Below are 22,759 nucleotides of genomic sequence, written 5' to 3' on the forward strand. Positions count from 1 at the left end.
GACAAGCATGTTCGAACGGTTTACCGACCGTGCGCGGCGCGTGATCGTGCTGGCGCAGGAAGAAGCTCGTACCCTCCAGCACAACTACATCGGTACCGAGCATCTGCTGCTTGGCCTGATTCGCGAGGGTGACGGCGTTGCAGCCAAGGCGCTGGCCTCAAAGGGTGTGACCTTGGATGACACCCGCAAACAGGTCGAAGAGATGATTGGTAAGGGGAATGCCACGCCGAACGGCCACATTCCCTTCACCCCGCATGCCAGGCAGGTGTTGGAGCTGTCGCTGCGTGAGGCGTTGCAGCTGGGGCACAGCTATATCGGCACCGAGCATATCCTGCTCGGTCTGATTCATGAAGGCGAAGGCGTAGGCACTCAAGTGCTGATCAAGATGGATGTCAATCTTGGTGAACTGCGCAGCGCCACTATCGACTTGATTCGTGGCAATTCCGGTGACGGCAAGGGCGACGGCAAGGGCGATTTGGCCAACGCCGGTGGCGTACAGGATCGTCGTAACCAGACCGGTTCCGCGATTCTTGACCAGTTTGGCCGCAATTTGACCGCTGAAGCTGCCGCCGGCAAGCTTGATCCGGTGATTGGTCGCTCGAGTGAGATTGAGCGTGTGATGGTGGTGCTGAGCCGCCGCACCAAGAATAATCCGGTGCTGATCGGCGAGCCGGGTGTCGGCAAAACCGCTGTGGTCGAAGGTTTGGCGCAGAAGATCAACGCCGGTGACGTTCCGGAGACGCTGAAGGGCAAGCAGGTCTATTCGTTGGATCTGGGATCCATGGTGGCTGGTTCGCGCTACCGTGGCGATTTCGAGGAACGCCTGAAGAAGGTGCTCAAGGAGATCAAGACCCGCGGTGACATTGTGCTGTTCATCGATGAGATCCATACCATAGTGGGTGCTGGCTCCGCAGATGGTGCTCTTGGCGCTTCCGACATGCTGAAGCCTATGCTGGCCCGTGGCGAGCTGCAGACCATTGGCGCCACCACCACCGACGAGTACCGTAAGTACATCGAGAAGGATGCGGCTCTGGAACGTCGTTTCCAGCCGATCCAGGTGCACGAGCCGAGCATTGCCGAAACCATCGAGATCCTTAAGGGCTTGCGTTCCCGTTACGAGAACCACCACCATGTGACGATCACCGATGGTGCGTTGCAGGCCGCGGCCGAACTGTCGAGCCGTTACATTCAGGACCGTCACCTGCCTGACAAGGCCATCGATCTGATCGATGAGGCTGGCGCGCGCCTGCGCATCCGTCGACTGACCGCTCCGCCGGAACTCAAGGAACTCGACACGAAGATCGCCAAGCTTGCCGAGGAGAAGGACCAGTCCATCAAAGACCAGGACTTCGAAAAGGCTGCTGAGCTGCGTGATAAGCAGGAGAAGCTGGAAGCCGAACGCAAGCAGAAGGAATCTTCATGGCGTGAAGGCGAATCCGACGTGAAGATGGTCGTAGATGAGGATGTCATCGCCGAAGTGATTTCCCAGACCACCGGCATTCCGGTGTTCAAGCTCACCCAGGCCGAGTCCAAGAAGCTCATGACCATGGAAAGCGAGCTGCACAAGCGCATCATCGGCCAGGATGAGGCCGTGTCCGCATTGAGCCGCTCCATCCGCCGCGCACGTGTTGGTTTGAAGGATCCGAAGCGTCCGTCCGGTTCGTTTATCTTCGCTGGCCCCACCGGTGTTGGCAAGACCGAGCTGGCCAAGACGCTCGCCGAATTCCTGTTTGACGACGAGGACGCGCTGATTCGTGTCGACATGTCTGAATTCTCCGAGAAATATGCGGCTTCGCGCCTGTTTGGTGCTCCTCCGGGATACGTCGGCTACGAAGAGGGCGGCGAACTCACCGAGAAGGTGCGTCGCAAGCCGTTCTCCGTGGTGCTGTTCGATGAGATCGAAAAGGCCCATCCGGATATCTTCAACACGCTGCTGCAGGTATTGGATGATGGTCATCTGACTGATGGCCAGGGACGCAAGGTGGACTTCAAGAACACCATCATCATTCTGACCACCAATCTTGGTACTCGTGACATCGCCAAGGCCGCCAACACCGGCTTCAACTTGGGTGCCAACACCGAGTCGAGCTACCAGCGCATGAAGGATCAGGTTTCCGCGGAGCTGAAGCAGCAGTTCCGTCCGGAATTCCTGAACCGTCTGGACGACATCATCGTGTTCAAGCAGCTCACCGAGCCGCAAGTGCGTCAGATCGTCGATCTTGATGTCAAGCAGCTCAATGATCGCTTGTTCGATCGCCACATGTCGCTCGAGCTTACTGACGCTGCCAAGGATCTGCTCGCGCAGAAGGGCTTCGACCCGCTGCTGGGCGCGCGTCCGTTGCGTCGTGTGATTCAGCGCGACGTCGAAGACGCCATTTCGGAGAAGATTCTGATGGGCGAACTTGAAGATGGCCAGCGCGTGAAGGTCGATGCGGAAGGCGAAGGCATTCTGGGCGAGTTCACCTTTACCGGTGAGGCGTTCGAAGAGCCGAACACGGAGCCTGCCGATACCAAGTCTGCTGAAACTGAAGCTACACCGGCTGAAGCTGAGGCATCTGCCGAATCGACGGAATCCGCAGAGTAAACAGATTAAACTGGCGCATTGTAGGCGCAACAACAAAAGGTCCTGAAATCTTGGGAAAGGTTTCAGGACCTTATTTTTATTGGAATCCTATATGACTGCATTCGCGGGTGCAAATCGGTTCTTTCGTTTCATGCGAGGTCATATATGAAATCGCACGATATGAAAGATGCAAAAGATACAAAAGGGCTGGTATGCCAACGGTTTCGTCGCATACCAGCCCTTTGATACAGTCGTCGGATCCGGGGAACTTACTTGATGGCGTTCAGCCACTGCTCCTTGGTGGCCTTCTCGGATTCAAGCTTGGCCTTCTTCTTCGGATCGGATTCGGCCGCGATCTTCGCGTCAAGCTCGGCGAGCTGCGCGTTGAGCTGCTCCTCGAAGGAGGACTTGCGGGCGTCGGCTTCCGGATCGGACTGCTTCCACGCGGCATCCTCGACAGCCTTGATCTGCTTGTCGACGGCGTCGAGACGACCCTCGATGCGGCGTACTTCGTCGCGCGGCACATAGCCGATCTGATCCCACTCCTCCTGAATGGCGGCGAGAGCCTGACGAGCCTGCTTGGCGCTTTCCTCATCCTTGACGGGAACAAGCGCCTCGGCCTTGACCAGCAGAGCTTCCTTCTTGACGAGATTCTCCTTCTCAGAGGAGCTGATCTGATCACGATCGGCCTGACGCGCGTTGAAGAATACGTCTGCGGCGGCGCGGAAACGCTCCCACATGGCGTCATCATCACGACGACCGGCGCGACCAGCCTTCTTCCAACGATCCATCAGCTCGGTGAACTTGCGGGAAGTCTCAACCCAAGCGGTGGAATCCTGAAGCGCCTCGGCCTCCGCGATGATGGCTTCCTTGGCCGCCTTGGCGGAATTACGTTCTTCGTCACGGCTCTGCACCCACTTGCGGCGGGCGAAATTAAACTTGGTGCGGGCCGCGGAGAAGCGGGCCCACAGGGCGTCTGCGTCTTCCTTGTCGATACGGATGTTGTTGCGCTGGTGTTCCTGCCACTGCTGGAAAAGTGAACGGAACTTGTCGGCAGTGGAACGCCAGTTGGTGTTTTCGTCAAGGGAATCAGCCAATGCCTCGGCCTTCTCCACAATGGCGGTACGCTCCTCACGAGCCTTGGCGATGGCAGCCTTGCGTGCCTCGGTCAATGCGGTTTTCTTGGCCGCGCCTTCCTCTTTCAGTGCCTCGAACTGGGCCTTGAGAGCGGCCAGATCGCCCACCACTGCCGGCTGTTCGGTTTCCGCGGACAACGCCTTGATGGTTTCGTCGATTTCGCGGGACTTCACATTATTGGCCTTGAGCTTGTTGGCGAACAGGTCCAGCTTGGCCTTCAGATCAAGGTAACGGCGGGCATACAGGGCCAGCGCCTCTTCCTTGGAGGCGTCAGGGAACTGGCCGACCTCACGTTCTCCTTCGCCGTCCTTGACGAACACGGTGCCATCATCGGCGACACGGCCGAACGCTTCGGCGGCCTTCACATCAGCATCGGAGAATCCGGTGGACGCTGCAGCCGGGGCGGTGTGCTGCGGAGCCTTCTTGGCGAAGGCCGCAGGGCTCGGAGCGTGCGGCTTCATTGAAGCAGGGCTCGGAACGGCCGGTTTGCTGGCCTTGACTGCGGGCGTCGTCGCCTGCTCGGTGGTTTCATTAATGTTCTCGGACGCGGTGACATTCTCGTCGGCCATGGCCAGCTCCTTTAAGTAAGCTTCATGTAGTGCAGGGGATGCGGATCGTACGAACGTGCTTCCAAAGCCTGAAAAGCGCGATGCATTTTCCGCAACCTCATTTATTATAGGGAATCGTGGCAAAAGGCGCATCTATTTCAGGATTTCCAGAGTGGCTCCCCTCTGAACGTGTTGTGGAGCAGCGTGTTATCGACACGCTCCGTGAAGTTTTCGAGCTCAATGGCTTCATAGGCATTGAAACTCGTGCGGTTGAGCAGGGTTCGAGCCTGCTCAAAAAAGGCGAAACCAGCAAGGAGATTTACTTGCTGAGCCGTCTTCAGGAGGTCGGTCATGAGTCCGACACTCCGATTGAAGATCGTCTTGGTCTGCATTTTGATTTGACTGTTCCGCTGAGCCGTTATGTCGTTGAGCATTCGGGTGATTTGGCGTTCCCGTTTAAGCGTTGGCAGATTCAGAAGGTCTGGCGTGGCGAACGTCCTCAGGAAGGTCGTTTCCGCGAGTTCGTGCAGGCCGATATCGATGTGATCGGCAATGGTGATCTACCGGATCATTATGAGGTTGAGTTGCCGCTGGTCATGGTATCGGCTTTGGAACGTCTGCGCGAGTTCGGTCTGCCGAAGGCCACCGTGCATGCGAACAACCGCAAGCTCTCCGAAGGTTTCTACCGTGGTTTGGGCCTGAATGACATCGAAGGCGTGCTTCGTGAGATCGACAAGCTCGACAAAATCGGTGCCGACGAAGTGGCCAAGCTGCTGGTGGAAGGTTGCGGAGCCGACGAGGATCAGGCTCGTGCGTGCCTTGAGCTCGCGGAGCTTACCGCCGCCGATGGTGCGGAGCTGTCCAGCAAGTTCGACGCGTTGTGCGAGAAGCACGACATCGCCAATGATTCCGAGGCGTATGCGCTCGCACGTCAGGGGCTTGACACGTTGGCGATGATTGTTGACGAGGCCGCTCGTATTCGCCCGGGTTCCGTGATTGCGGATCTGAAGATCGCTCGCGGCTTGGATTACTATACCGGTTCCGTGTATGAGACGTTCCTTGACGGTGCAGCCTCGCTCGGGTCCATCTGCTCCGGAGGCCGTTACGACAACCTCGCATCGCAAGGCAGCAAGAAGTACCCGGGTGTGGGCCTGTCCATCGGCCTGTCCCGCTTGGTTTCGTACATGCTGCACACCGCCGGTGCCCACGCGAATCGTGTGTCCCCGGCTTCTGTGCTCGTGGCCGTGTGGAACGAGGAGAACCGTTCCGCGTCCAACCTGATCGCCAACCAGCTGCGTGCCCGTGGCATCGCCGCTGACGTGGCTCCGACCGCGGCCAAGCTCGGCAAGCAGATCAAGTATGCCGACAAGCTCGGCATTCCGTACGTGTGGTTCCCTGCAGACGAGTCCGCGCAAGACGCTTCGGACGAAGTCAAGAACATTATCACAGGTGACCAGCAGCCGGCCGACGCACAGTCTTGGGAGCCGGATACTGTGTATGCCCAGCAAACCGTTACTGTAGAAGCCTGAAATCGCAAGACTTCAATCAAGAGAATAAGGAATAGGGGAAGCATGAGCCAGACGGCTTATAGAACACATCATGCAACCGAAGTGACCGAGGAACTCGTCGGTCAGAAGGTGACGCTCTCCGGTTGGGTTGATCGTCGTCGCGACCACGGCGGCGTGGCCTTCATCGATCTTCGCGACAACACTGGTTTGGTGCAGGTTGTCATTTATGACGAGGACATGGCACGTCCGCTGCGTTCCGAGTTTGTGATTCAGGTTGTAGGCGAGGTCCGCCTGCGTCCGGACGGCAATGAGAACGATCATCTGGCCACCGGCAAGATCGAGGTCGTTGCCGAAAGCATCGAGGTGCTTGCCAAGTCCGATGCGCTGCCGTTCCAGGTGTCCACCGCTTTGGAGAACGAGTCCGAGAACAAGCTGCCGGGTGAGGAAGTTCGTCTCAAGTACCGTTATCTCGATCTGCGTCGTCCGTCCATGCAGCGCAATCTGAAGTTGCGTTCCCAGATGTCGAAGGCCGCACGCCACGCTCTGGAGGAGATGGGCTTCGAAGAGGTCGAAACTCCGACCATGATCAAGTCCACGCCGGAAGGCGCCCGCGATTTCGTGGTGCCGGCCCGTTTGGTGCCGGGCTCCTGGTACGCGTTGCCGCAGTCCCCGCAGTTGCTCAAGCAGCTGCTCATGGTCTCTGGCGTGGAACGCTACTACCAGCTGGCACGTTGCTACCGTGATGAGGATTTCCGTGCCGACCGACAGCCGGAGTTCACCCAGCTTGATATGGAAATGGCATTCGTGGATCAGGAAGATGTGATGGCCATGGCCGAAAAGGTCATCGCCGCCATTTGGAAGTCTGCAGGCTATGAGATCCAGCTGCCGATTCAGCGCATCACTTGGCAGGAAGCCATGGATAAGTACGGCTCCGACAAGCCGGATCTGCGTTTCGGCAATCCACTGATCGAGCTGACTGACTACTTCAAGAACACTCCGTTCCGCGTGTTCCAGGCTCCGTACGTCGGCGCGGTGCTCTTCAAGGGTGGCGCAGCCACGCCTCGCCGCCAGTTCGACGCTTGGCAGGATTGGGCCAAGCAGCGCGGCGCCAAGGGCCTTGCCTACGTGGTGTTCGCTGAGAACGGCGAGCTCAAGGGACCTGTTGCCAAAAACCTGTCTGAAGAGGAACGCGCTGGCCTGAAGGAAGCCGTTGGCGCGGAAGACGGCGATGCCGTGTTCTTCGCCGCAGGCCGCCGCATCTCCGCTCAGGAGCTGCTGGGTGCCGTGCGTGTGGAATTGGCTGATCGTGCCGGTCTGCTCAAGCCCGACGATTTCGCGTTCACCTGGGTTGTGGACTTCCCGCTGTTCAAGGCCGCCGACGATCCGGATGATGACGATGTGGCGGTCGGCCACTCCAAGTGGACTTCTATGCACCACCCATTCACCATGCCGTCCAAGGATTGGATTGACACCTTCGACAAGGATCCGGAACACGCCATGTCCGATTCCTACGACATCGTGTGCAACGGTAACGAAATGGGCGGCGGTTCCGTCCGTATCCACCGCGATGACATTCAGGATCGTGTGCTCGATGTGCTCGGCATCACTCCTGAAGAGGCTGCCGACAAGTTCGGATTCCTGCTTGAAGCCTTCAAGTACGGCGCTCCGCCGCATGCTGGCATCGCTCTCGGTTGGGATCGTACCGCAGCCATCCTGGCTGGCGCCGACTCCATCCGCGACGTCATCGCCTTCCCGAAGGCTGGCGGCGGTCGTGATCCGCTGACCGGCGCTCCGGCTCCGATTTCCGACGAACAGCGTGCGGAAACCGGCGTTGATTATGATCCGGAAGAAGACGAAGACTGATAGCGTTTTCGCTTTGAGATAACAGGCTGCCTTTGCATGAGAGACCATGCGAGGACAGCCTGTTTTTATTGTATGCGTTGTCTATTTTCTCTTGCTGCCGGTATGGTGGAGCAAAGATGAGTATTGAAATATTATGAGAAAGAGCTGAATCTGTAGTATGAATTTGAAACAATCGTTGGAAAAACATGATTTTCATGGTGTCTGGATGCGGCTTCTCGCGTTGGCGATGACACTGATTGTGACAGTGAGCGCACTCGTTGCATCCCCAGTCAGCGCTAACGCTGCCGAAGTCGGAGACCCCTCCGCAGTCAAGGGCAAAACCTACGCGGTTGGTACTGATACCACGTTCGCACCGTTCGAATATCGGGAGAACGGCAAGATGACCGGTATCGATATGGAACTGATCCGTGCCATCGCCCAAGAAGAAGGATTCAAAGTCACCATCCAATCATTGGGTTTCAATGCGGCATTGCAGGCTTTGAGCTCCAATCAGGTGGATGTGGTGATCGCAGGCATGTCAATCACCGACGAACGCAAGGCGACCTACGATTTTTCCAATCCTTACTTCCAGTCCGGCATTCAAATGGCCATCGCTGAAAACAACGATAGTATTACCAGTTACAAGGATCTTGACGGTAAAACCGTTGTTGCGAAAACCGGTTCGGAAGGTGAATCCTACGCTAAGCAACATGCGAGCGAGTATGGCTACACTGTGACTTCTGTGGACCAGTCGTCAACCATGTACGAGATGGTCAAATCCGGCAATGCGGACGCGGTATTCGACGACTATCCGGTGCTTGCCTACGGTGTTTCCCAAAATAACGGTTTGAAGATCGTGACACCGAAGGTGCCGCACGGCGAATATGGCATGGCCGTGAATAAAGGCAAGAACGCTGATCTGCTGGCCGCCATCGACGATGGTTTGAACAAGCTCATCGCTTCGGGCGAATATGAGACGATCGTTGCGCAGTATTTGGGCGAAGCCGGCGCGAAGGAACAGGTCGAGGCGATTTCCGGCAAGGTCACCGACAATGGTGCCGACGATGCGGCTCAGAAGAAAGTCGGTTTTTGGGGGCTTGTCAAACAGTCGATGCCGGCTTTGCTGACCGGTCTGAAGAACACGTTGTTGATTACCTTGCTGTCATTTGCGATCGCGCTGGTTCTGGGTGTCGCTTTTGGTTTGATGAAGGTGTCTGAAAACAAGATTCTGGAAGGCATAGCCAAGGTCTATATTGCAGTGTTTCGTGGTACGCCGATTCTGGTATGGGCGTTCTTCTTCTATTTTGGTGTGCCGCAGCTGATCGGGCACAGTGTGAACATTTGGGTTGCGGGCGCGTTGACGCTGTCGCTCAATTCCGGCGCATATCTGGCGGAAATCGTGCGTGGCGCCGTGCAGTCCGTTGACTCTGGTCAGATGGAGGGCGCACGCTCGCTTGGCCTCAATCATCATCAGGCTATGGCGCGCGTGATCATGCCTCAGGCCGCTGCGATCGCCATGCCATCGATCATCAACCAGCTGGTCATTATGATCAAGGATTCCTCGCTGCTGCTGGCCATCGGCTTCGGTGAATTGCTGTACCAGGCGCAGCAATTGTATGCGGCGAACTTCCGCGTCACCGAAACGTTGCTGATCGTCGGTGTGATGTACTTCGTGGCCATCACCATCCTCACATGGCTGGCCAATATCGTTGACAGGAAGGTGAATCGATGAGCGAGAACGGCAATCACGGCAACAATGATGGCGAAGTGATCATCGACGTCAAGAATCTGCATAAAAACTATGGCCATACGGAAGTCATCAAAGGCGTCGATCTTACGGTACGCAAGGGCGAGGTGATTTGCATCATCGGACCGTCCGGTGCCGGTAAATCCACCATATTGCGTTGCCTGAATGGACTCGAAAAAGCCTCCAGCGGCCAGATTGTGGTCAACGGCCATGATTTGGGCGATCCGCACGTGAACATCGACCAGGTGCGTGAGCAGGTTGGCATGGTGTTCCAGCATTTCAACCTGTTCAACAACATGAGCGTGATCGACAACATCACTCTCGCGCCGAAACTGGTGCACAAGAAAACCGACGAGCAGGCACGAGAACATGCGATGGCATTGCTGAAAACCGTGGGATTGGCCGAAAAGGCCGATGTTATGCCGAAATCGTTGTCAGGCGGTCAAAAGCAGCGTGTGGCCATCGCTCGCTCCTTGGCCATGCGCCCAAAAGTCATGCTGTTCGACGAGGCCACATCGGCGCTCGACCCGGAAATGGTCGGAGATGTGCTCGAAGTCATTCGTGAACTGGCCGAAGAGGGAATGACCATGGTGCTGGTGACCCATGAGATGGGTTTCGCCCGCGAAGTGGCCACCCGTGTGATCTTTACGGATGCGGGCGTGATCGAAGAGGAAGGCACTCCGGATGAGATCTTCAACCATCCGAAGAGCGAACGTCTGAAGACATTCCTTTCCAAAGTGCTCTGACGGTTTTGACAGGGTGGCATGCGGATTACGGTGGTAACGTGATGGTTGCGCCATCGTAAAGGTTCGCATACGAATCTGCATGTAAAAGACAGGCGAATGTAGGATGAAATTCATCTTGCGTTCGCCTGTTTTGCTCTTTCTCGTTGCCTGGTGTTCCTACGTTGGAATACATGAGTATTGGTGATATGTGTCGCCGCGTTATGGACGGTTTCAAATTCAAGGTTTCCGAACGGGTAGTGTTCGGTGCGGTGGTTGTATTGTTCGTAATATCCGTGCTGGCTATCGAATTACCGCGATTGTGGTAGCTGCCATCATGGTGCGTGAGATATGAGATATCAGTATTGCGGTCGGTAACGCGCTATGATGCATTTTGAGACAACGCTGTCTCATATTTCGAGCACGTCAGGGGACGGTAACAGCCGCGGAAACATGGCTTCCATATACTATCCGTATGACAGATATCAAAGAAACGCAAGAGACGCGCCCGATTATGCCGGGCACGGAAGACAGCGACCGACCGCTGGTCGAATTGACCCACGTTGAAAAGCACTATGGTGACTTGCATGTGCTCAAGGATATCAACCTCACCGTCAAGAAGGGCGAAGTGCTGGTCATAGTCGGTCCATCCGGTTCCGGCAAGTCCACGATGTGCCGCACCATCAACCGTTTGGAAACCATTGATTCCGGTGATATTCGCATTGATGGAAAACCGTTGCCTCAGGAAGGCAAGGAGCTCGCCAGCCTGCGTGCTGAGGTTGGCATGGTATTCCAGTCGTTCAACCTGTTCGCCAACAAGACAATTCTTGAGAATGTGACGCTCGCACCGATCAAGGTGCGCCACATGGATAAGAAGGCGGCCGAGGATCTCGCCATGGATCTGCTCTCCCGAGTGGGCGTGGCTTCGCAGGCTTCCAAGATGCCATCGCAGCTTTCCGGCGGTCAGCAGCAGCGTGTCGCCATCGCACGAGCGCTTGCCATGCAGCCGAAGGTCATGTTGTTCGATGAGCCGACGTCCGCACTTGATCCGGAAATGGTCAATGAAGTGCTTGACGTCATGGTGGAGCTGGCTCACGAAGGCATGACCATGCTGTGCGTGACCCACGAGATGGGCTTCGCGCGCAAGGTGGCTGACAAGGTCGTGTTCATGGCTGACGGCCAGATTCTTGAGCAGAGCACGCCGGAGGACTTCTTTGAAAATCCGAAGACCGATCGTGCCAAGGACTTCCTGTCGAAGATTCTCACCCACTGAAATGACTGACGGGAATAAGACGGAATAAGGTTTTTCGATATGAAACTTTCTATGAGGGCGAAGCGTATGCTGCGCAGGGTTATAGCGACCTTCTGCGCATGCGCATGCGTGTTCGCAGTGTCCGCCTGTGGCGCGGACGACGCCGATGGCAAGATTCGCGTCGGTATCAAGTTCGACCAGCCTGGTTTGGGATTCAAGAAGTCCGGCACCTATGTCGGCTTCGATGTGGATGTGGCCAAGTACATTGCGAAGAAACTCGGCTATTCCGAAGACCAGATCGTATGGAAGGAGGCACCGTCGAAGCAGCGTGAGGCTATGCTGCAGAATGGCGATGTCGATTTCATCGTTGCAACGTATTCCATCACTGACGAACGTAAGAAGGTTGTCTCCTTCGCGGGACCGTACTTCGTTGCGGGTCAGGATCTGCTTGTACGTAAGGATGAAACCTCCATCAAGGGTCCGGAGGATCTTAACGGCAAGCGTCTGTGCTCCGTGACCGGTTCCACTTCCGCGGTTACCGTCAAGGAGAAGTTCGCCAACGAAGTGCAGCTCATGGAGCAGCCGGGTTACGCGGAATGCGCTACCGCACTGTTCTCGGGCATCGTTGATGCGGTGACCACCGACGATATTATTCTGGCGGGTCTTGCCTCCGCTTCGCGTGGCCGTCTGCGTGTGGTCGGCAAGCCGTTCACCCAGGAGTATTACGGCGTCGGCATCAAGAAGGACGATACGCAGCTGGCCACCCGGATTAACAACGCCATCGCCGATATGATTCAGGATGGTTCCTGGCAGCGTGCCATTTCCGACAACACGAAGGGTACTGCATACACGCCGAACGCGAAGTACAATCCGCCGGAGCCGACTGAGGGGGAGAAGTAATGGAAGCGTTCATCTCATTGTTCAGCCAGTACAATGTGCCGGCTGCGTTTTTGGTGAACATCGAACTGACCTTGTGGTCGGCGTTGTTCTCCACGATTCTTGGCGTCATCCTCGTGATGATGCGCATCTCTCCAGTCGCATCGTTGCGCATAGTGTCGGGCGCTTATGTCGAATTGTTTAAGAACCTGCCGTTGACCATTATCATGGTGTTCATGGTGCTGGGCGCCTATGCACAGCTGAAGCTCAGCTTCTCCGACACGTTCGCCACGAACTTCTTCTGGCTGGCCGTCACCGGCTTGAGCCTGTATACGGCGGCGTTCGTATGCGAATCATTGCGATCCGGCATCAACACGGTGCCTCTCGGCCAGGCTGAAGCCTGCCGCGCATTGGGATTGAACTTCATGCAGTCCGCCACCCAGATCATTCTGCCTCAGGCATTCCGCGGCTCCGTGGCGCCGTTGGGCAATACGCTCATCGCATTGCTGAAGAACTCCACGGTTGCGGCCGCGGCATCCGTCGCCACCGAAACCTCGTCGTTGATGAGCGAAATGATCGAATACCGTTCCGACGTGATTATTCCAATCTTCCTTATCTTCGCGTTCGGTTATGTGATTCTGATCATTCCGATCGGCATGCTGACCACGTATCTGTCCAACAAGCTCGCGGTGAGGAGGTGACGCACCATGGCAAGCAATGAAAGCGCGGTGCTGTTCGACCAGCCCGGTCCTAAGAGCCGTAAAACCATTCGTATCGTCAATTGGATTGCAGGCATCGCCTTCGCGATTGTGGTTGTGTTGATTCTCATGAGGCTTCACAATCCGCCGGATGGCGAGAACCAGCTGAGCTGGGAACTGTGGAAGCCGGCTCTTGATGCCGAAGCGTGGACCGACTTCTATTTGCCGGGATTGTGGGCTACTATTCGCGCCTCCGTGCTGGCAGTGATTGGCGCGGTCCTGTTCGGTTTGCTGTTCGGTATTGGCCGTCTGCTTCCGAACATCGTGATTCGTGCGATTTCCGGCGCCGTCGTTGAGTTCGCCCGCGCGGTCCCTGTGCTGTTGCTTATGATCTTCTTCTGGCGTTGGTTCGCTTTTGCCGGCCTGGCAAGCCCGGCATATTGGGCTGTTGTGCTCGCATTGGTGATTTATAACGGTTCCGTGGTGGCTGAGCTTGTTCGTTCCGGCGTCGGCAACCTGCCGAACGGCCAGCGTGAGGCGTCGCTCGCCTTGGGTCTGACTCGCACGCAGTCGCTGATGGAAATCGAAGTGCCGCAGGCCATTTACGCCATGCTTCCTGCCGCTGTGACGCAGTTGGTGGTGGTGCTGAAGGATACTGCCCTCGGCTCGATCATCATGTATACCGATCTGTTGCAGGAATCACGTCGTCTCGGTTCGATGTATTTCAATATTCTGCAGACGCTGGTTGTTGCCGCCGTCATCTACTTTATCGCGTGCTGGCTGCTGAGCCGACTTGCGGAATGGCTGCCGGAACGCATGCAGAAGCACACCGCGGCACCTGCTGAACCGGAACCAGTTGCGCCAATCGCCATTATGGATCCGTCGAATGTGAACCAGATCGCCGTGGCCAAGGAAGGCGTGCCGCTTGGCGGCGCCCAACGCCTGTACCATGTGCATCATCGTGGTTCCAACGCGTCGATCCGCCATTGGCGTCAGACCCGCTACGTTCAGGGATTCGACGAGACGCATCCGGAAAGCCAGGTTGAGTTCGACAAGAACGGCAGGCCGATCAAAGATACGGTCAAGCAGGACAAGCTAAGATTCGATAAGCCGAAGTCCGACAAATCAAAGGGCGATAAGCCCAAGCAGTGACGTCATTTGATCTGCGAAGACCATAGGGCGCTGATTTCTTGCAGAGAGCGAGGAATCAGCGCCCTATTGCATGAAAGAAGTCAGACAAAACGTAAGAAAAGCAGTATGCGGCGATTGGGTGTGGCGATGCCACGTTTCAATCGCCGCATAGCTTATTATCAGGGGATAAGCAAGGAGGCTTGTCATGCCAGACAAAGACAAGGATGCGAAGATATCGTCCATTGCGAAGACGTTGAACAAGGTTGAGGACAGACTTGAGAAGGGGAAGAACTGCAGTTCCGTTGCCGAAGGACTTGCGAATGTTGCCAAGGCAAGCGAGTTGCTCAGTTCCGTATGGACGCTTCCGCCCAGTCAGTTGCTGCGATTCCACCACGATACGAGGGTTGCCGAAATCGACGGCGATTCCACGCCGGGTTTTGATGGCAACAAGAATGATGCGGAACGGTTCATCTCGATTAGTTCTTCTGAAATCGCACGATATCAGCGGCTGATGTATGCCAATGGTGTGAAAGGGTCTCGCCGTCGTCTGCTGATTATTCTGCAAGGCATGGATGCTTCCGGCAAGGGCGGCATCGTACGTCACGTATTCAGCCAAGGCGATCCTATGGGTATGCATTATCACGGTTTCGGTGCACCCAAAGGTGAGGAAAAGGACCACGATTATTTGTGGCGCATCAAACGCGAACTGCCGAAGAATGGCTGGATTTCCATTTTCGATAGATCGCAATATGAAGATATTGTCATGCCGCGTATTTACAAAACATATCCGGAGGAAGTATGGCAGGCGCGATATGACGAAATTAACCGATTCGAATCGCAATTGGTTGCGGACGGATGCTCCATCATCAAAATATTCCTTGTGGTGAGCAAAGAAGAGCAGAAGGAGCATTTCCTTAGCAGACTGGAAGATCCGACCAAATATTGGAAGTTCGACCCGAGCGACCTTGAAGCTCGCGCCCGCTGGAACGACTACATGGCAGCATGGCAGGACGTGTTCGCGCGTACGAGCACCGAGCAGGCGCCCTGGTACTTGGTGCCTGCCGACAATCGCTGGTATTCAAGGGCGGTCGTGTCTGAACTTCTTCGCAACACGTTGAAGAACATGAATATGATCTGGCCGCCCTTGGAGGTCGATGCCGATGAAATGCGGCGTCAGTTGGAAACGCTGTAGTCGAAGAACACGACTTCGCCGCTCGACTGTGTGGTATCAAGATCGATGGTTCCGGTAATGGCCCAATCATGGTCGCCATCGGAATCGTCGATGATCTGACGCACTTTCCAGCTGTGTTCGCTGTTCTCCTTGGAATCGTCGAGGATAAACAGCTCGCCGCTACGGGCTTTCGCATCCGTGTTGACGTATTCGTGCTCATCGTAGAAGTCATCGAGCGCGTCCTCCCATTCGTGCACGCCATAACCCCAGTCTTTGTCAAGCGCACCGAGCTCATCGGGCTTGTCGAGATCCATAAGCTGCACACGGCGGAACATGGCATTGCGTATGAGCACGGTGAGGCCTCGACGATCCTCCACCACGGCCTGCTTCGCGCCGGGCGCGGCCAGGCTCGCGGCGGCTTCGGAATCGTCGGTGCCGGCTCCTGCGTTCTCCCACTCATCGACCAGCGAGGAGTCGATGGAACGAACCACCACACGAAGCCAAGAAATGATGTCCCGTAACTGTTCGTTGCGCTTCTCCAAAGGAACGGTACGCGCCAGCGTGCGATATGCGTCAGACAGATAGCGCAGCAGCGTGCCTTCGGAGCGGGCGATATTGTAGCGCGCGATGTAACCGGTGAAATCGGAGGCTGTTTCGACCATGTCCCGGATCACCGATTTCGGGCTCAACCAATAATCGTTGGCCCAAGGCACATCATGGCGGTACTCGTCGAACGCCGTCTGAAGCATGTCTTCCAGCGGTTTCGGATAGGTGATTTCCTGCAAGCGGTCCATGCGCTCGTCATAGTCGAGGCCATCTTCCTTCATGCGGATCATCGCCGCATCGCGGGCTTGACGTTCCTGCGCGCGCAACACCTGCTTCGGATCTTCCAACGTGGCTTCCACCATGGAAATCACGTCAAGCGCGTAACTTTCCGATTCCGGATCAAGCAGTTCCAACGCGGCCAGCAGGAACGGGCTTAATGGCTGGTCAAGCGCGAAATCATCCGGCATGTCGACGGTCATGAAATAGTCCTTGCCGCCATCATCTCGGTCTTCCGTTTCGATCACATTCGTGTCGAACAGCGTTTGGAAGATCTCGTCGGCACGATCATGAAGATGCTCCTTCTGTTCCGGATTTTGCGCTGAATCGTCGATTAGGCGATCGATACGGTAGCGTGCGTCGCCGCCCTGCGCCACTTCGTTCAACACCATGGAATGCGTGACCTTCATATGTGGTACCAAAGTTTCAGGGGCCGCGTCGATCAGCTTGTCGAACGTGTTCTCATTCCATGTGACAAAACCTTCTGGCGCCTTCTTGCGCTTGACTTTCTTGAGCTTCTTGGGATCATTGCCTGCCTTGGCGAGGGCTTTGGCGTTCTCGATTTCGAATTCCGGCCCTTCGGCGATGACCAAGCCTTCCGTGTCGAAGCCCATACGTCCCGCACGTCCCGCGATCTGATGGAATTCGCGGGCACGCAGTTTGCGCATTTTCGTGCCGTCAAACTTGGTCAATGCGGTCAACACCACGGAATGGATGGGTACGTTGATGCCGACGCCCAACGTGTCGGTGCCGCAGATCACCGGCAACAAGCCATGCTGTGCGAGCTGCTCGACCAAACGACGATAGCGAGGGAGCATGCCCGCATGGTGAATGCCGACTCCGGTGCGCAACAGACGTTGCAAAATCTTGCCGAATGCAGTGGTGAACTTCGTGCCCTTGATCGCCTCCGCAATGGCGGCACGTTGTTCCTTGCTGGACACACCTGTGCTTGCCAGGGCGTTCGCCGTCTCCAATGCGGCGTCTTGAGAGAAATGCACCACATAAATCGGAGTTTCGCCTCTGCCGAACGCCAGTTCGACGGTCTTCTCCAACGAGTCAAGCGTGTATTCGTACGTCAACGGCACCGGGCGCGGCGCATCGGCGATGATGTCGACGTCCGTGCCCGTCATGTCCTCCAATTTGTCGGCGATCGCATCGACGTTGCCCAATGTGGCGCTCATCAGCAAAAACTGCGTGTTCGGCAATGTCAGCAGCGGAACCTGCCAGGCCCAACCGCGCTCCGAATCGCCATAATAATGGAATTCATCCATCGCTACACAGCCGACATCGGCATGACGGCCCTCACGCAATGCCTGGTTCGCGAGAATCTCCGCAGTGCAGCAGATGATCGGCGCATCGGCGTTGATGTGCGTGTCTCCGGTGATCATGCCGACGTTCTCACGACCGAACACCTCCACCAGATCAAAGAACTTCTCAGACACCAGCGCCTTGATCGGAGCCGTGTAATACGAGCGACGGCCCGTGCACAGCGCCGCGAAATGCATGCCCAACGCCACCAGTGATTTGCCGGAGCCGGTGGGCGTGTTCAAAATGACATGGTCGCCCGCGAGCAGGTCCATGATGGCCTCTTCCTGATGGGGCCACGGCTCAACACCTTTGATGTCCGCCACCCACTCGAAAAAACGCTCGTAGATTTCGTCCGTGTCGATGTTGCGCTCGCCATCGCTCCAATTCGGCGCCAACGCGCCCAGAGAACCGTAATTCGTATCGTCAGCCATGATTGCCAGTCTAGCGGTTGGCATGAACTCGAATGTCGAACGTGTGTTCGAATTATTGCGTATGTTGCGGTACAGTAGAAGTTATGACTGAGGATTTGTTTGGCGCGATGGACGCTCCCGAAGATATGATACGCCCGCTGGCCGTGCGCATGCGTCCGTCGAGTGTGGACGAGGTGGTGGGCCAGTCGCGGGTGCTAGGGCAGGGCTCTCCTCTGCGCAGGCTCGCCAATCCGGCGTCCAAAGGCTCGCTGACGGCACCGAGTTCCATTATTCTGTTCGGGCCTCCCGGGGTCGGCAAAACCACGCTCGCCTATATTGTGGCCAAACAGTCCGGTCGAGTCTTCGAAGAGCTTTCCGCAGTCACCTCCGGCGTCAAAGATGTGCGAGATGTACTCAGACGCGCCCATGATCGTCTTGTCGCGGAAGGCAAGGAAACAGTACTGTTCATCGACGAGGTGCACCGATTCTCCAAATCGCAGCAGGACGCATTGCTGCCAAGCGTGGAAAACCGTGACGTCACATTCATTGCAGCCACCACGGAAAATCCAAGCTTCTCGGTCATCAAACCGCTGTTGAGCCGATCCGTGGTCGTCAAACTTGAATCGCTGGAACCCGACGACCTGAAAACGCTCATCAACAGGGCCATCGAAAGCGAGTATGGACTTAAAAACGAAGTCAAAATCAACGACGAAGCCGTTGACGAAATCGTGCGCATGGCCGGAGGCGACGCGCGAAAAACACTGACAATCCTTGAAGCCGCCGCAGGGGCGCTCACCGGAGACAAGGCACGCAAAAAAGGCGCGAAACGGCCGATCATCACTCCCGACGTGGTGTCGCAGGTCATGGACGTGGCCACCGTGCGCTACGACAAAGACGGCGACGACCATTACGACGTGATCTCCGCATTCATCAAATCCATGCGTGGATCCGACCCGGACGCCACCATGCACTACTTGGCACGCATGCTGCGCGCCGGTGAGGATCCGCGGTTCATTGCCAGACGCATTATGATTGCAGCTTCCGAGGAAGTCGGCATGGCGGCTCCGCAAATACTGCAGGTAACCGTAGCGGCGGCGCAGGCCGTAGCCATGATCGGCATGCCCGAAGCGCGTATTATTCTCGCAGAAGCGGCGCTCGCTGTCGCCACCGCGCCAAAATCGAACGCCGGCTACAACGCCATCAACAGTGCGCTCGCCGATGTGGACGCGGGATTGATCGGCCAAGTGCCATTGCATTTGAGGAATGCGCCGACCGCCCTGATGAAAAGTTGGGGCAATCATGAGGGGTATCGGTACGCGCACGATTGGCCAGGAGCCGTAGCTCCGCAGCAATACATGCCGGACGAGCTGGTAGGGCGGGAATACTACCATCCGAACGACCGCGGCTACGAGCATGAGATCAAACCGAGATTGGAGAAAATTCGGAAGATTCTGCATGAGAAGAATGGTGGTCAAACCGGCAACTCTAATCGAGCCTAGTGTGGTGCCTGTTCTCATTCTTCGTTGCCGTTGGACTAGGGGTCCGCTAAAATTCTTCGTTGGGGTTGATGCCTGCTTGCTATGAGCAAGGTCCATGCATCAATCGCGGCGTCGCACATGGCCGCAGGAAAAAGTGCGCGGAAAGTGATTATGCAAGAACGGAATACAACGCTCGAAACCACCAGCCATATCAGTCGAAACAGTAACGAAAACGTCAGGAAAATGCCGGACGAACGCATTCCCGGCAAGCTCATTGGAGCCATCGTGGCGGTCGGCTCCCTCGCCTTCATCGGCATTCTCACCGAAACCGTGATGACGGTGCTCTTCCCGCAACTCATGCGGGAATTCAACGTCGACACCGCAACCGTGCAATGGATCACCACCATCTACCTGCTGGTGGTCGCGGCCACCATGCCGTTGTCGTCATACCTCAACCGTCGTTTCAAGCACCGCACGTTGTTCCTTGCCGCGGTGGCGCTTGCCGTGCTTGGCTCGCTCATTATGATCGTCGGTCATGCGTTCCCGGTCATTCTCATTGCCCGTGTGATTCAGGGCATGGGTTCCGGTGTGGCCACGCCGTTGATGATCAACATCATTCTTGAACAGTCGCCAAAGAGCAAAATCGGTCGTTTGATGGGCGTCGGTTCGCTGGTCATCACCGTCGCTCCGGCAATTGGTCCGACCGTCGGTGGCGCGGTGTCGAGCATTCTGCCATGGCGTGCGATTTTCGTGATCGTCATTCCGATTGTTCTGCTGATCTCGTTGCCGGTCGGTTTAAAATGCATCGAACAGCATCGCCCGACGGAAGAGGCACGTCTCAATTCGTTGCAGTTCGTGTCGATTGTGCTTGCATTGTGTGGATTGGTGATGTTCCTAAATCAAGCTGGAGTGTCCGTCAGCGCCGCGGTTTCCGGTAGCAGCGCCATGATGTCGGCAGTGTTCGCCGTGGTGAGTCTGATCGTTGGGTTGGGAGCATTGCTGTTTTTTGGCTGGTCGTCGAAGCGTTCGTTCTCGCCGCTGATCCGTTTGGGCTGGTTGCGTGACCCGATGGTGTTGCTACATTTGATCGCCTATATGTTGCTGCCGATCGTCGGCATCGGTTTCGGTTATGTGATTACCAATGTGGCGCAGCTTTCGTTGGGAGCCAGCGCGTTCCTGTCCGGCGCGTTGGTGCTGCCGGGTGCGTTGATCGGCGCGTTTTTCGCACCGGTTGGAGGTATGCTGTATGACCGTTTCGGACCGGTGCGTCCGATTCTCGGTGCGTTTTTCGCCGCGATTTGCGGGCCGATTCTGCTGCTGGTATTTTCCATGCGACTGACACCCGTCATGCTTGCCGGTTTCTACTTTATTTTCGGACTTGGCTATTCGCTTGGTTTTTCCAATATCATGACCAATGCGTTACGCAATATCGCGCCTCAGTTCATGCCGGACGGCAATGCGGTGTTCAACACCTGCCTGCAGTTTGGTGGTGCCGCCGGTACAGCGCTCTTTTCCACGATTCTGTCGGTGGCCCAGGCCGGTTCAGGCGAAGAGGGCAGTGATGCGTTCCGTCATGCCACGGCGGTTGGCGGAAGTTGGACGTTCGCCATGATGATTGCCATCGTCTCCATAGCCATCTGCTGCCTGATTGCGGCGTTCCGAATCGGCGCAAAACGTAAATAACCGGCTATAGAAAAAGCCTGTAGCGTAATGTGAGGAAAGCGCTTCGTGGGGAAATGCTGGCTTGCTATGCTGTCTCTACCATTTATCGAGAGGACAGCAATGGACAACCAACGACTGCATGGCAGCATTACCACCGGCCTGCTCAAGCCAATCACGGCAGCGCTTTCCATCGTCGCGCTGCTTGCGGGCTGCGGATCCGTGGAAGCGAAAGATACCGTGACCGAAGCCACCAGTGCCGATAAGGTGGTCAGCGTCAACGTTACGGAACCGTCGAATGGTCTGCTGCCAAGCGACACCAGCGACATGTCCGGCTGGAAGATCGTCAGCCAACTGTACGACGGTCTGGTCACATTCGATGCGGAAGGCAATGAAACACTGGTCGAGGCCAAATCGATCACGCCGAATGATGACGCTTCCGAATACACCATCGTGCTCAAGCCGAATTTGACGTTCTCCAATGGTGAGAAGATCACCGCCGACACGTATGCGAAAAGCTGGTCGTTCGCGGCCAACGCGGCCAACGGGCAGGTGGGAGCCTCTATTTTCGAAGACATTCAGGGCTACGATGATTTGCAGGATGCCGAAGGCTCCAAAGCCGCGCAGCTATCCGGCCTTACCGTGGTCGACGACACCACGCTGAAGGTCAAGCTCAAAGCGTCGAACTCGGCGTTCCTGTACAAAATCGGAGACATCGCCTTCTTGCCAATGCCGTCCGAAGTCATCAAAAACCCCAAGGAATACGGGCAAAAACCGATCGGCAACGGCCCGTACAAGCTGAAGGCGTACAAGAGCGGCGAAGAAATCATTCTTGAAAAAGACGACTCCTACAAGGGACCGCGCAAAGTCAAGAACGCAGGCATCGATTTCAAGGTGTATCAAAGCCTTGACGCGGCCTATTCGGATCTGCTGGCAGGCAATCTTGACGTGCTTGATTCCATTCCTACTTCCGCGCTGAAAACCTATCAGAACGAAAAGAACATCACAGCCGTCAGCAAGCCCGGTCCGTCTTTTTCGGCATTTACGATTTCGCAGAATCTCAAGCACTTCCAAGGTGAGGAAGGCAGGTATCGCCGTCAGGCCATCGCGCATGCCATCGATCGTGAGAACATCGCCGACGCGATTTTCAGCGGTACCGTGACGCCCGCCACCGATTTCCTCGCTCCCGTGATCAAGGGATACGATACCGATCTTGACGCTGATGACGTGCTTACGTACGATGAGGCGAAAGCCAAGGAATTGTGGGCGAAGGCGGATGCGATTTCGCCATGGAGCGGAACGTTCCGCATCGCATACAGCGCCGATGGCACCGACAAGGAATGGGTGGAGGCTGCGGCCAATTCCATTCGCAACGCTCTTGGTATTGATGCTGAAAGTTACCCATTCGCCACGTCCAAAGAGCTGAGGAGCGCCATTCAGGAGCGTACCATCGATGCGGCGTTCAAGTCGGGCATGCAATCCGATTACCCGCATCCGGAAGGCTATCTGGTGCAGGCATACGATTCCTCTGCGGCGGACGGCAAGGGCTTGAACAACGGTGATTACAAGAGCGATGAATTCGATGCGCTGATTGATCAGGCTGCGGCCGAAACCGATCTGGACAAGGCCGTGAGCCTGTATCAGCAGAGCGAACGTGTGTTGCTGAAGGATATGCCGGTGATTCCTTTGTGGTATACCAACGTGACCGCGGCATCGGCCAAAGGCGTGGAAGTGAACTACAACTATATGGGCGTTCCCGAATACAACACCATCGTCAAATAGGTTCGTTAAGCAGCCCCTCAAAGACGCATATCGAGGTGCGCGAAGACTCCACTGTCAGCGCAATTTCGTTCCCAGTCGCTTCGAAGCGGTAGGCTGTGAAGCTAT

Annotated in this window: 16 protein-coding genes; 14 read left to right on the forward strand and 2 right to left on the reverse strand. The window is 56.3% G+C overall.

Features of this window, described 5'->3' with window-relative positions; genetic code table 11:
• Positions 1-7 precede the first annotated feature (7 nt).
• Positions 8-2,584, forward strand: coding sequence for an ATP-dependent Clp protease ATP-binding subunit (locus BBCT_RS02950; protein ID WP_003836544.1), 2,577 nt, complete (start codon positions 8-10; stop codon positions 2,582-2,584).
• Positions 2,585-2,832: 248 nt separating this feature from the next.
• Here the strand turns inward: BBCT_RS02950 and BBCT_RS02955 are convergent, their stop codons facing one another.
• Positions 2,833-4,269, reverse strand: coding sequence for a DUF349 domain-containing protein (locus BBCT_RS02955; protein ID WP_003836545.1), 1,437 nt, complete (start codon positions 4,267-4,269; stop codon positions 2,833-2,835).
• 116 nt (positions 4,270-4,385) lie between these two features.
• On the opposite strand from BBCT_RS02955, the gene hisS reads away from it, so the two are divergent.
• The 10 genes from hisS to BBCT_RS03000 all read left to right on the forward strand — a co-directional run bounded on the left by hisS (position 4,386) and on the right by BBCT_RS03000 (position 15,216).
• Positions 4,386-5,777 (forward strand): histidine--tRNA ligase, encoded by a 1,392-nt coding sequence (gene hisS / locus BBCT_RS02960; protein ID WP_033513233.1) that lies wholly within the window; start codon positions 4,386-4,388, stop codon positions 5,775-5,777.
• Between the two features lie 42 nt (positions 5,778-5,819).
• Positions 5,820-7,619: an aspartate--tRNA ligase gene (gene aspS, locus BBCT_RS02965; RefSeq protein WP_003836548.1), complete on the forward strand. Its 1,800-nt coding sequence runs from the start codon at positions 5,820-5,822 to the stop codon at positions 7,617-7,619.
• Between the two features lie 157 nt (positions 7,620-7,776).
• Positions 7,777-9,330 (forward strand): ABC transporter substrate-binding protein/permease, encoded by a 1,554-nt coding sequence (locus tag BBCT_RS02970; protein ID WP_003836552.1) that lies wholly within the window; start codon positions 7,777-7,779, stop codon positions 9,328-9,330.
• On the forward strand, positions 9,327-10,091 hold the full coding sequence (locus tag BBCT_RS02975) for an amino acid ABC transporter ATP-binding protein (protein WP_003836553.1): 765 nt from the start codon (positions 9,327-9,329) through the stop codon (positions 10,089-10,091). The genes BBCT_RS02970 and BBCT_RS02975 overlap by 4 nt, the downstream gene beginning before the upstream one ends.
• Positions 10,092-10,261: 170 nt before the next feature.
• Entirely contained in the window at positions 10,262-10,396 is a 135-nt protein-coding gene (locus BBCT_RS09600) for a hypothetical protein (protein ID WP_003836555.1), read from the forward strand.
• 185 nt (positions 10,397-10,581) lie between these two features.
• A complete protein-coding gene (locus BBCT_RS02980) occupies positions 10,582-11,340 on the forward strand; it encodes an amino acid ABC transporter ATP-binding protein (protein WP_172620109.1) in 759 nt (252 codons plus the stop codon).
• Between the two features lie 39 nt (positions 11,341-11,379).
• A complete protein-coding gene (locus BBCT_RS02985) occupies positions 11,380-12,219 on the forward strand; it encodes a glutamate ABC transporter substrate-binding protein (RefSeq protein WP_003836562.1) in 840 nt (279 codons plus the stop codon).
• Positions 12,219-12,896: an amino acid ABC transporter permease gene (locus BBCT_RS02990; RefSeq protein WP_003836563.1), complete on the forward strand. Its 678-nt coding sequence runs from the start codon at positions 12,219-12,221 to the stop codon at positions 12,894-12,896. Before BBCT_RS02985 ends, BBCT_RS02990 begins: the two co-directional genes overlap by 1 nt.
• Positions 12,897-12,902: 6 nt before the next feature.
• Complete coding sequence (locus tag BBCT_RS02995) at positions 12,903-14,045, forward strand: amino acid ABC transporter permease (RefSeq protein ID WP_003836564.1); 1,143 nt, start codon at positions 12,903-12,905, stop codon at positions 14,043-14,045.
• Between the two features lie 184 nt (positions 14,046-14,229).
• Complete coding sequence (locus BBCT_RS03000) at positions 14,230-15,216, forward strand: PPK2 family polyphosphate kinase (protein ID WP_003836565.1); 987 nt, start codon at positions 14,230-14,232, stop codon at positions 15,214-15,216.
• On the opposite strand, the gene BBCT_RS03005 is transcribed toward BBCT_RS03000, so the two are convergent.
• Positions 15,198-17,756, reverse strand: a complete 2,559-nt coding sequence (locus BBCT_RS03005) for a DEAD/DEAH box helicase (protein ID WP_033513235.1) — start codon at positions 17,754-17,756, stop codon at positions 15,198-15,200. The genes BBCT_RS03000 and BBCT_RS03005 overlap by 19 nt on opposite strands.
• Before the next feature lie 83 nt (positions 17,757-17,839).
• Between BBCT_RS03005 and BBCT_RS03010 the strand changes: the two genes are divergently transcribed.
• The 3 genes from BBCT_RS03010 (at position 17,840) to BBCT_RS03020 (ending at position 22,654) form a co-directional block, all read left to right on the forward strand.
• Positions 17,840-19,234 (forward strand): replication-associated recombination protein A, encoded by a 1,395-nt coding sequence (locus BBCT_RS03010; RefSeq protein ID WP_003836567.1) that lies wholly within the window; start codon positions 17,840-17,842, stop codon positions 19,232-19,234.
• 222 nt (positions 19,235-19,456) lie between these two features.
• On the forward strand, positions 19,457-20,896 hold the full coding sequence (locus tag BBCT_RS03015; protein WP_033513238.1) for an MFS transporter: 1,440 nt from the start codon (positions 19,457-19,459) through the stop codon (positions 20,894-20,896).
• 99 nt (positions 20,897-20,995) lie between these two features.
• Entirely contained in the window at positions 20,996-22,654 is a 1,659-nt protein-coding gene (locus tag BBCT_RS03020; protein WP_033513240.1) for a peptide ABC transporter substrate-binding protein, read from the forward strand.
• Positions 22,655-22,759 lie beyond the last annotated feature (105 nt).

It is taken from the genome of Bifidobacterium catenulatum DSM 16992 = JCM 1194 = LMG 11043 (assembly GCF_001025195.1).
GTDB lineage: Bacteria > Actinomycetota > Actinomycetes > Actinomycetales > Bifidobacteriaceae > Bifidobacterium > Bifidobacterium catenulatum.

Excerpts from the sequence above, each read along its gene's own strand:
- BBCT_RS02955 (WP_003836545.1), bottom strand. The coding sequence starts at position 4,269 with ATGGCCGACGAGAATGTCACCGCGTCCGAGAACATTAATGAAACCACC.
- BBCT_RS09600 (WP_003836555.1), top strand. The coding sequence starts at position 10,262 with ATGAGTATTGGTGATATGTGTCGCCGCGTTATGGACGGTTTCAAATTC.
- BBCT_RS02980 (WP_172620109.1), top strand. The coding sequence starts at position 10,582 with ATGCCGGGCACGGAAGACAGCGACCGACCGCTGGTCGAATTGACCCAC.
- aspS (WP_003836548.1), top strand. The coding sequence starts at position 5,820 with ATGAGCCAGACGGCTTATAGAACACATCATGCAACCGAAGTGACCGAG.
- BBCT_RS02985 (WP_003836562.1), top strand. The coding sequence starts at position 11,380 with ATGAAACTTTCTATGAGGGCGAAGCGTATGCTGCGCAGGGTTATAGCG.
- BBCT_RS03015 (WP_033513238.1), top strand. The coding sequence starts at position 19,457 with ATGCCGGACGAACGCATTCCCGGCAAGCTCATTGGAGCCATCGTGGCG.
- BBCT_RS03010 (WP_003836567.1), top strand. The coding sequence starts at position 17,840 with ATGACTGAGGATTTGTTTGGCGCGATGGACGCTCCCGAAGATATGATA.
- BBCT_RS02950 (WP_003836544.1), top strand. The coding sequence starts at position 8 with ATGTTCGAACGGTTTACCGACCGTGCGCGGCGCGTGATCGTGCTGGCG.
- BBCT_RS03020 (WP_033513240.1), top strand. The coding sequence starts at position 20,996 with ATGGACAACCAACGACTGCATGGCAGCATTACCACCGGCCTGCTCAAG.
- BBCT_RS02990 (WP_003836563.1), top strand. The coding sequence starts at position 12,219 with ATGGAAGCGTTCATCTCATTGTTCAGCCAGTACAATGTGCCGGCTGCG.
- BBCT_RS02995 (WP_003836564.1), top strand. The coding sequence starts at position 12,903 with ATGGCAAGCAATGAAAGCGCGGTGCTGTTCGACCAGCCCGGTCCTAAG.
- BBCT_RS03000 (WP_003836565.1), top strand. The coding sequence starts at position 14,230 with ATGCCAGACAAAGACAAGGATGCGAAGATATCGTCCATTGCGAAGACG.
- BBCT_RS03005 (WP_033513235.1), bottom strand. The coding sequence starts at position 17,756 with ATGGCTGACGATACGAATTACGGTTCTCTGGGCGCGTTGGCGCCGAAT.
- BBCT_RS02970 (WP_003836552.1), top strand. The coding sequence starts at position 7,777 with ATGAATTTGAAACAATCGTTGGAAAAACATGATTTTCATGGTGTCTGG.
- BBCT_RS02975 (WP_003836553.1), top strand. The coding sequence starts at position 9,327 with ATGAGCGAGAACGGCAATCACGGCAACAATGATGGCGAAGTGATCATC.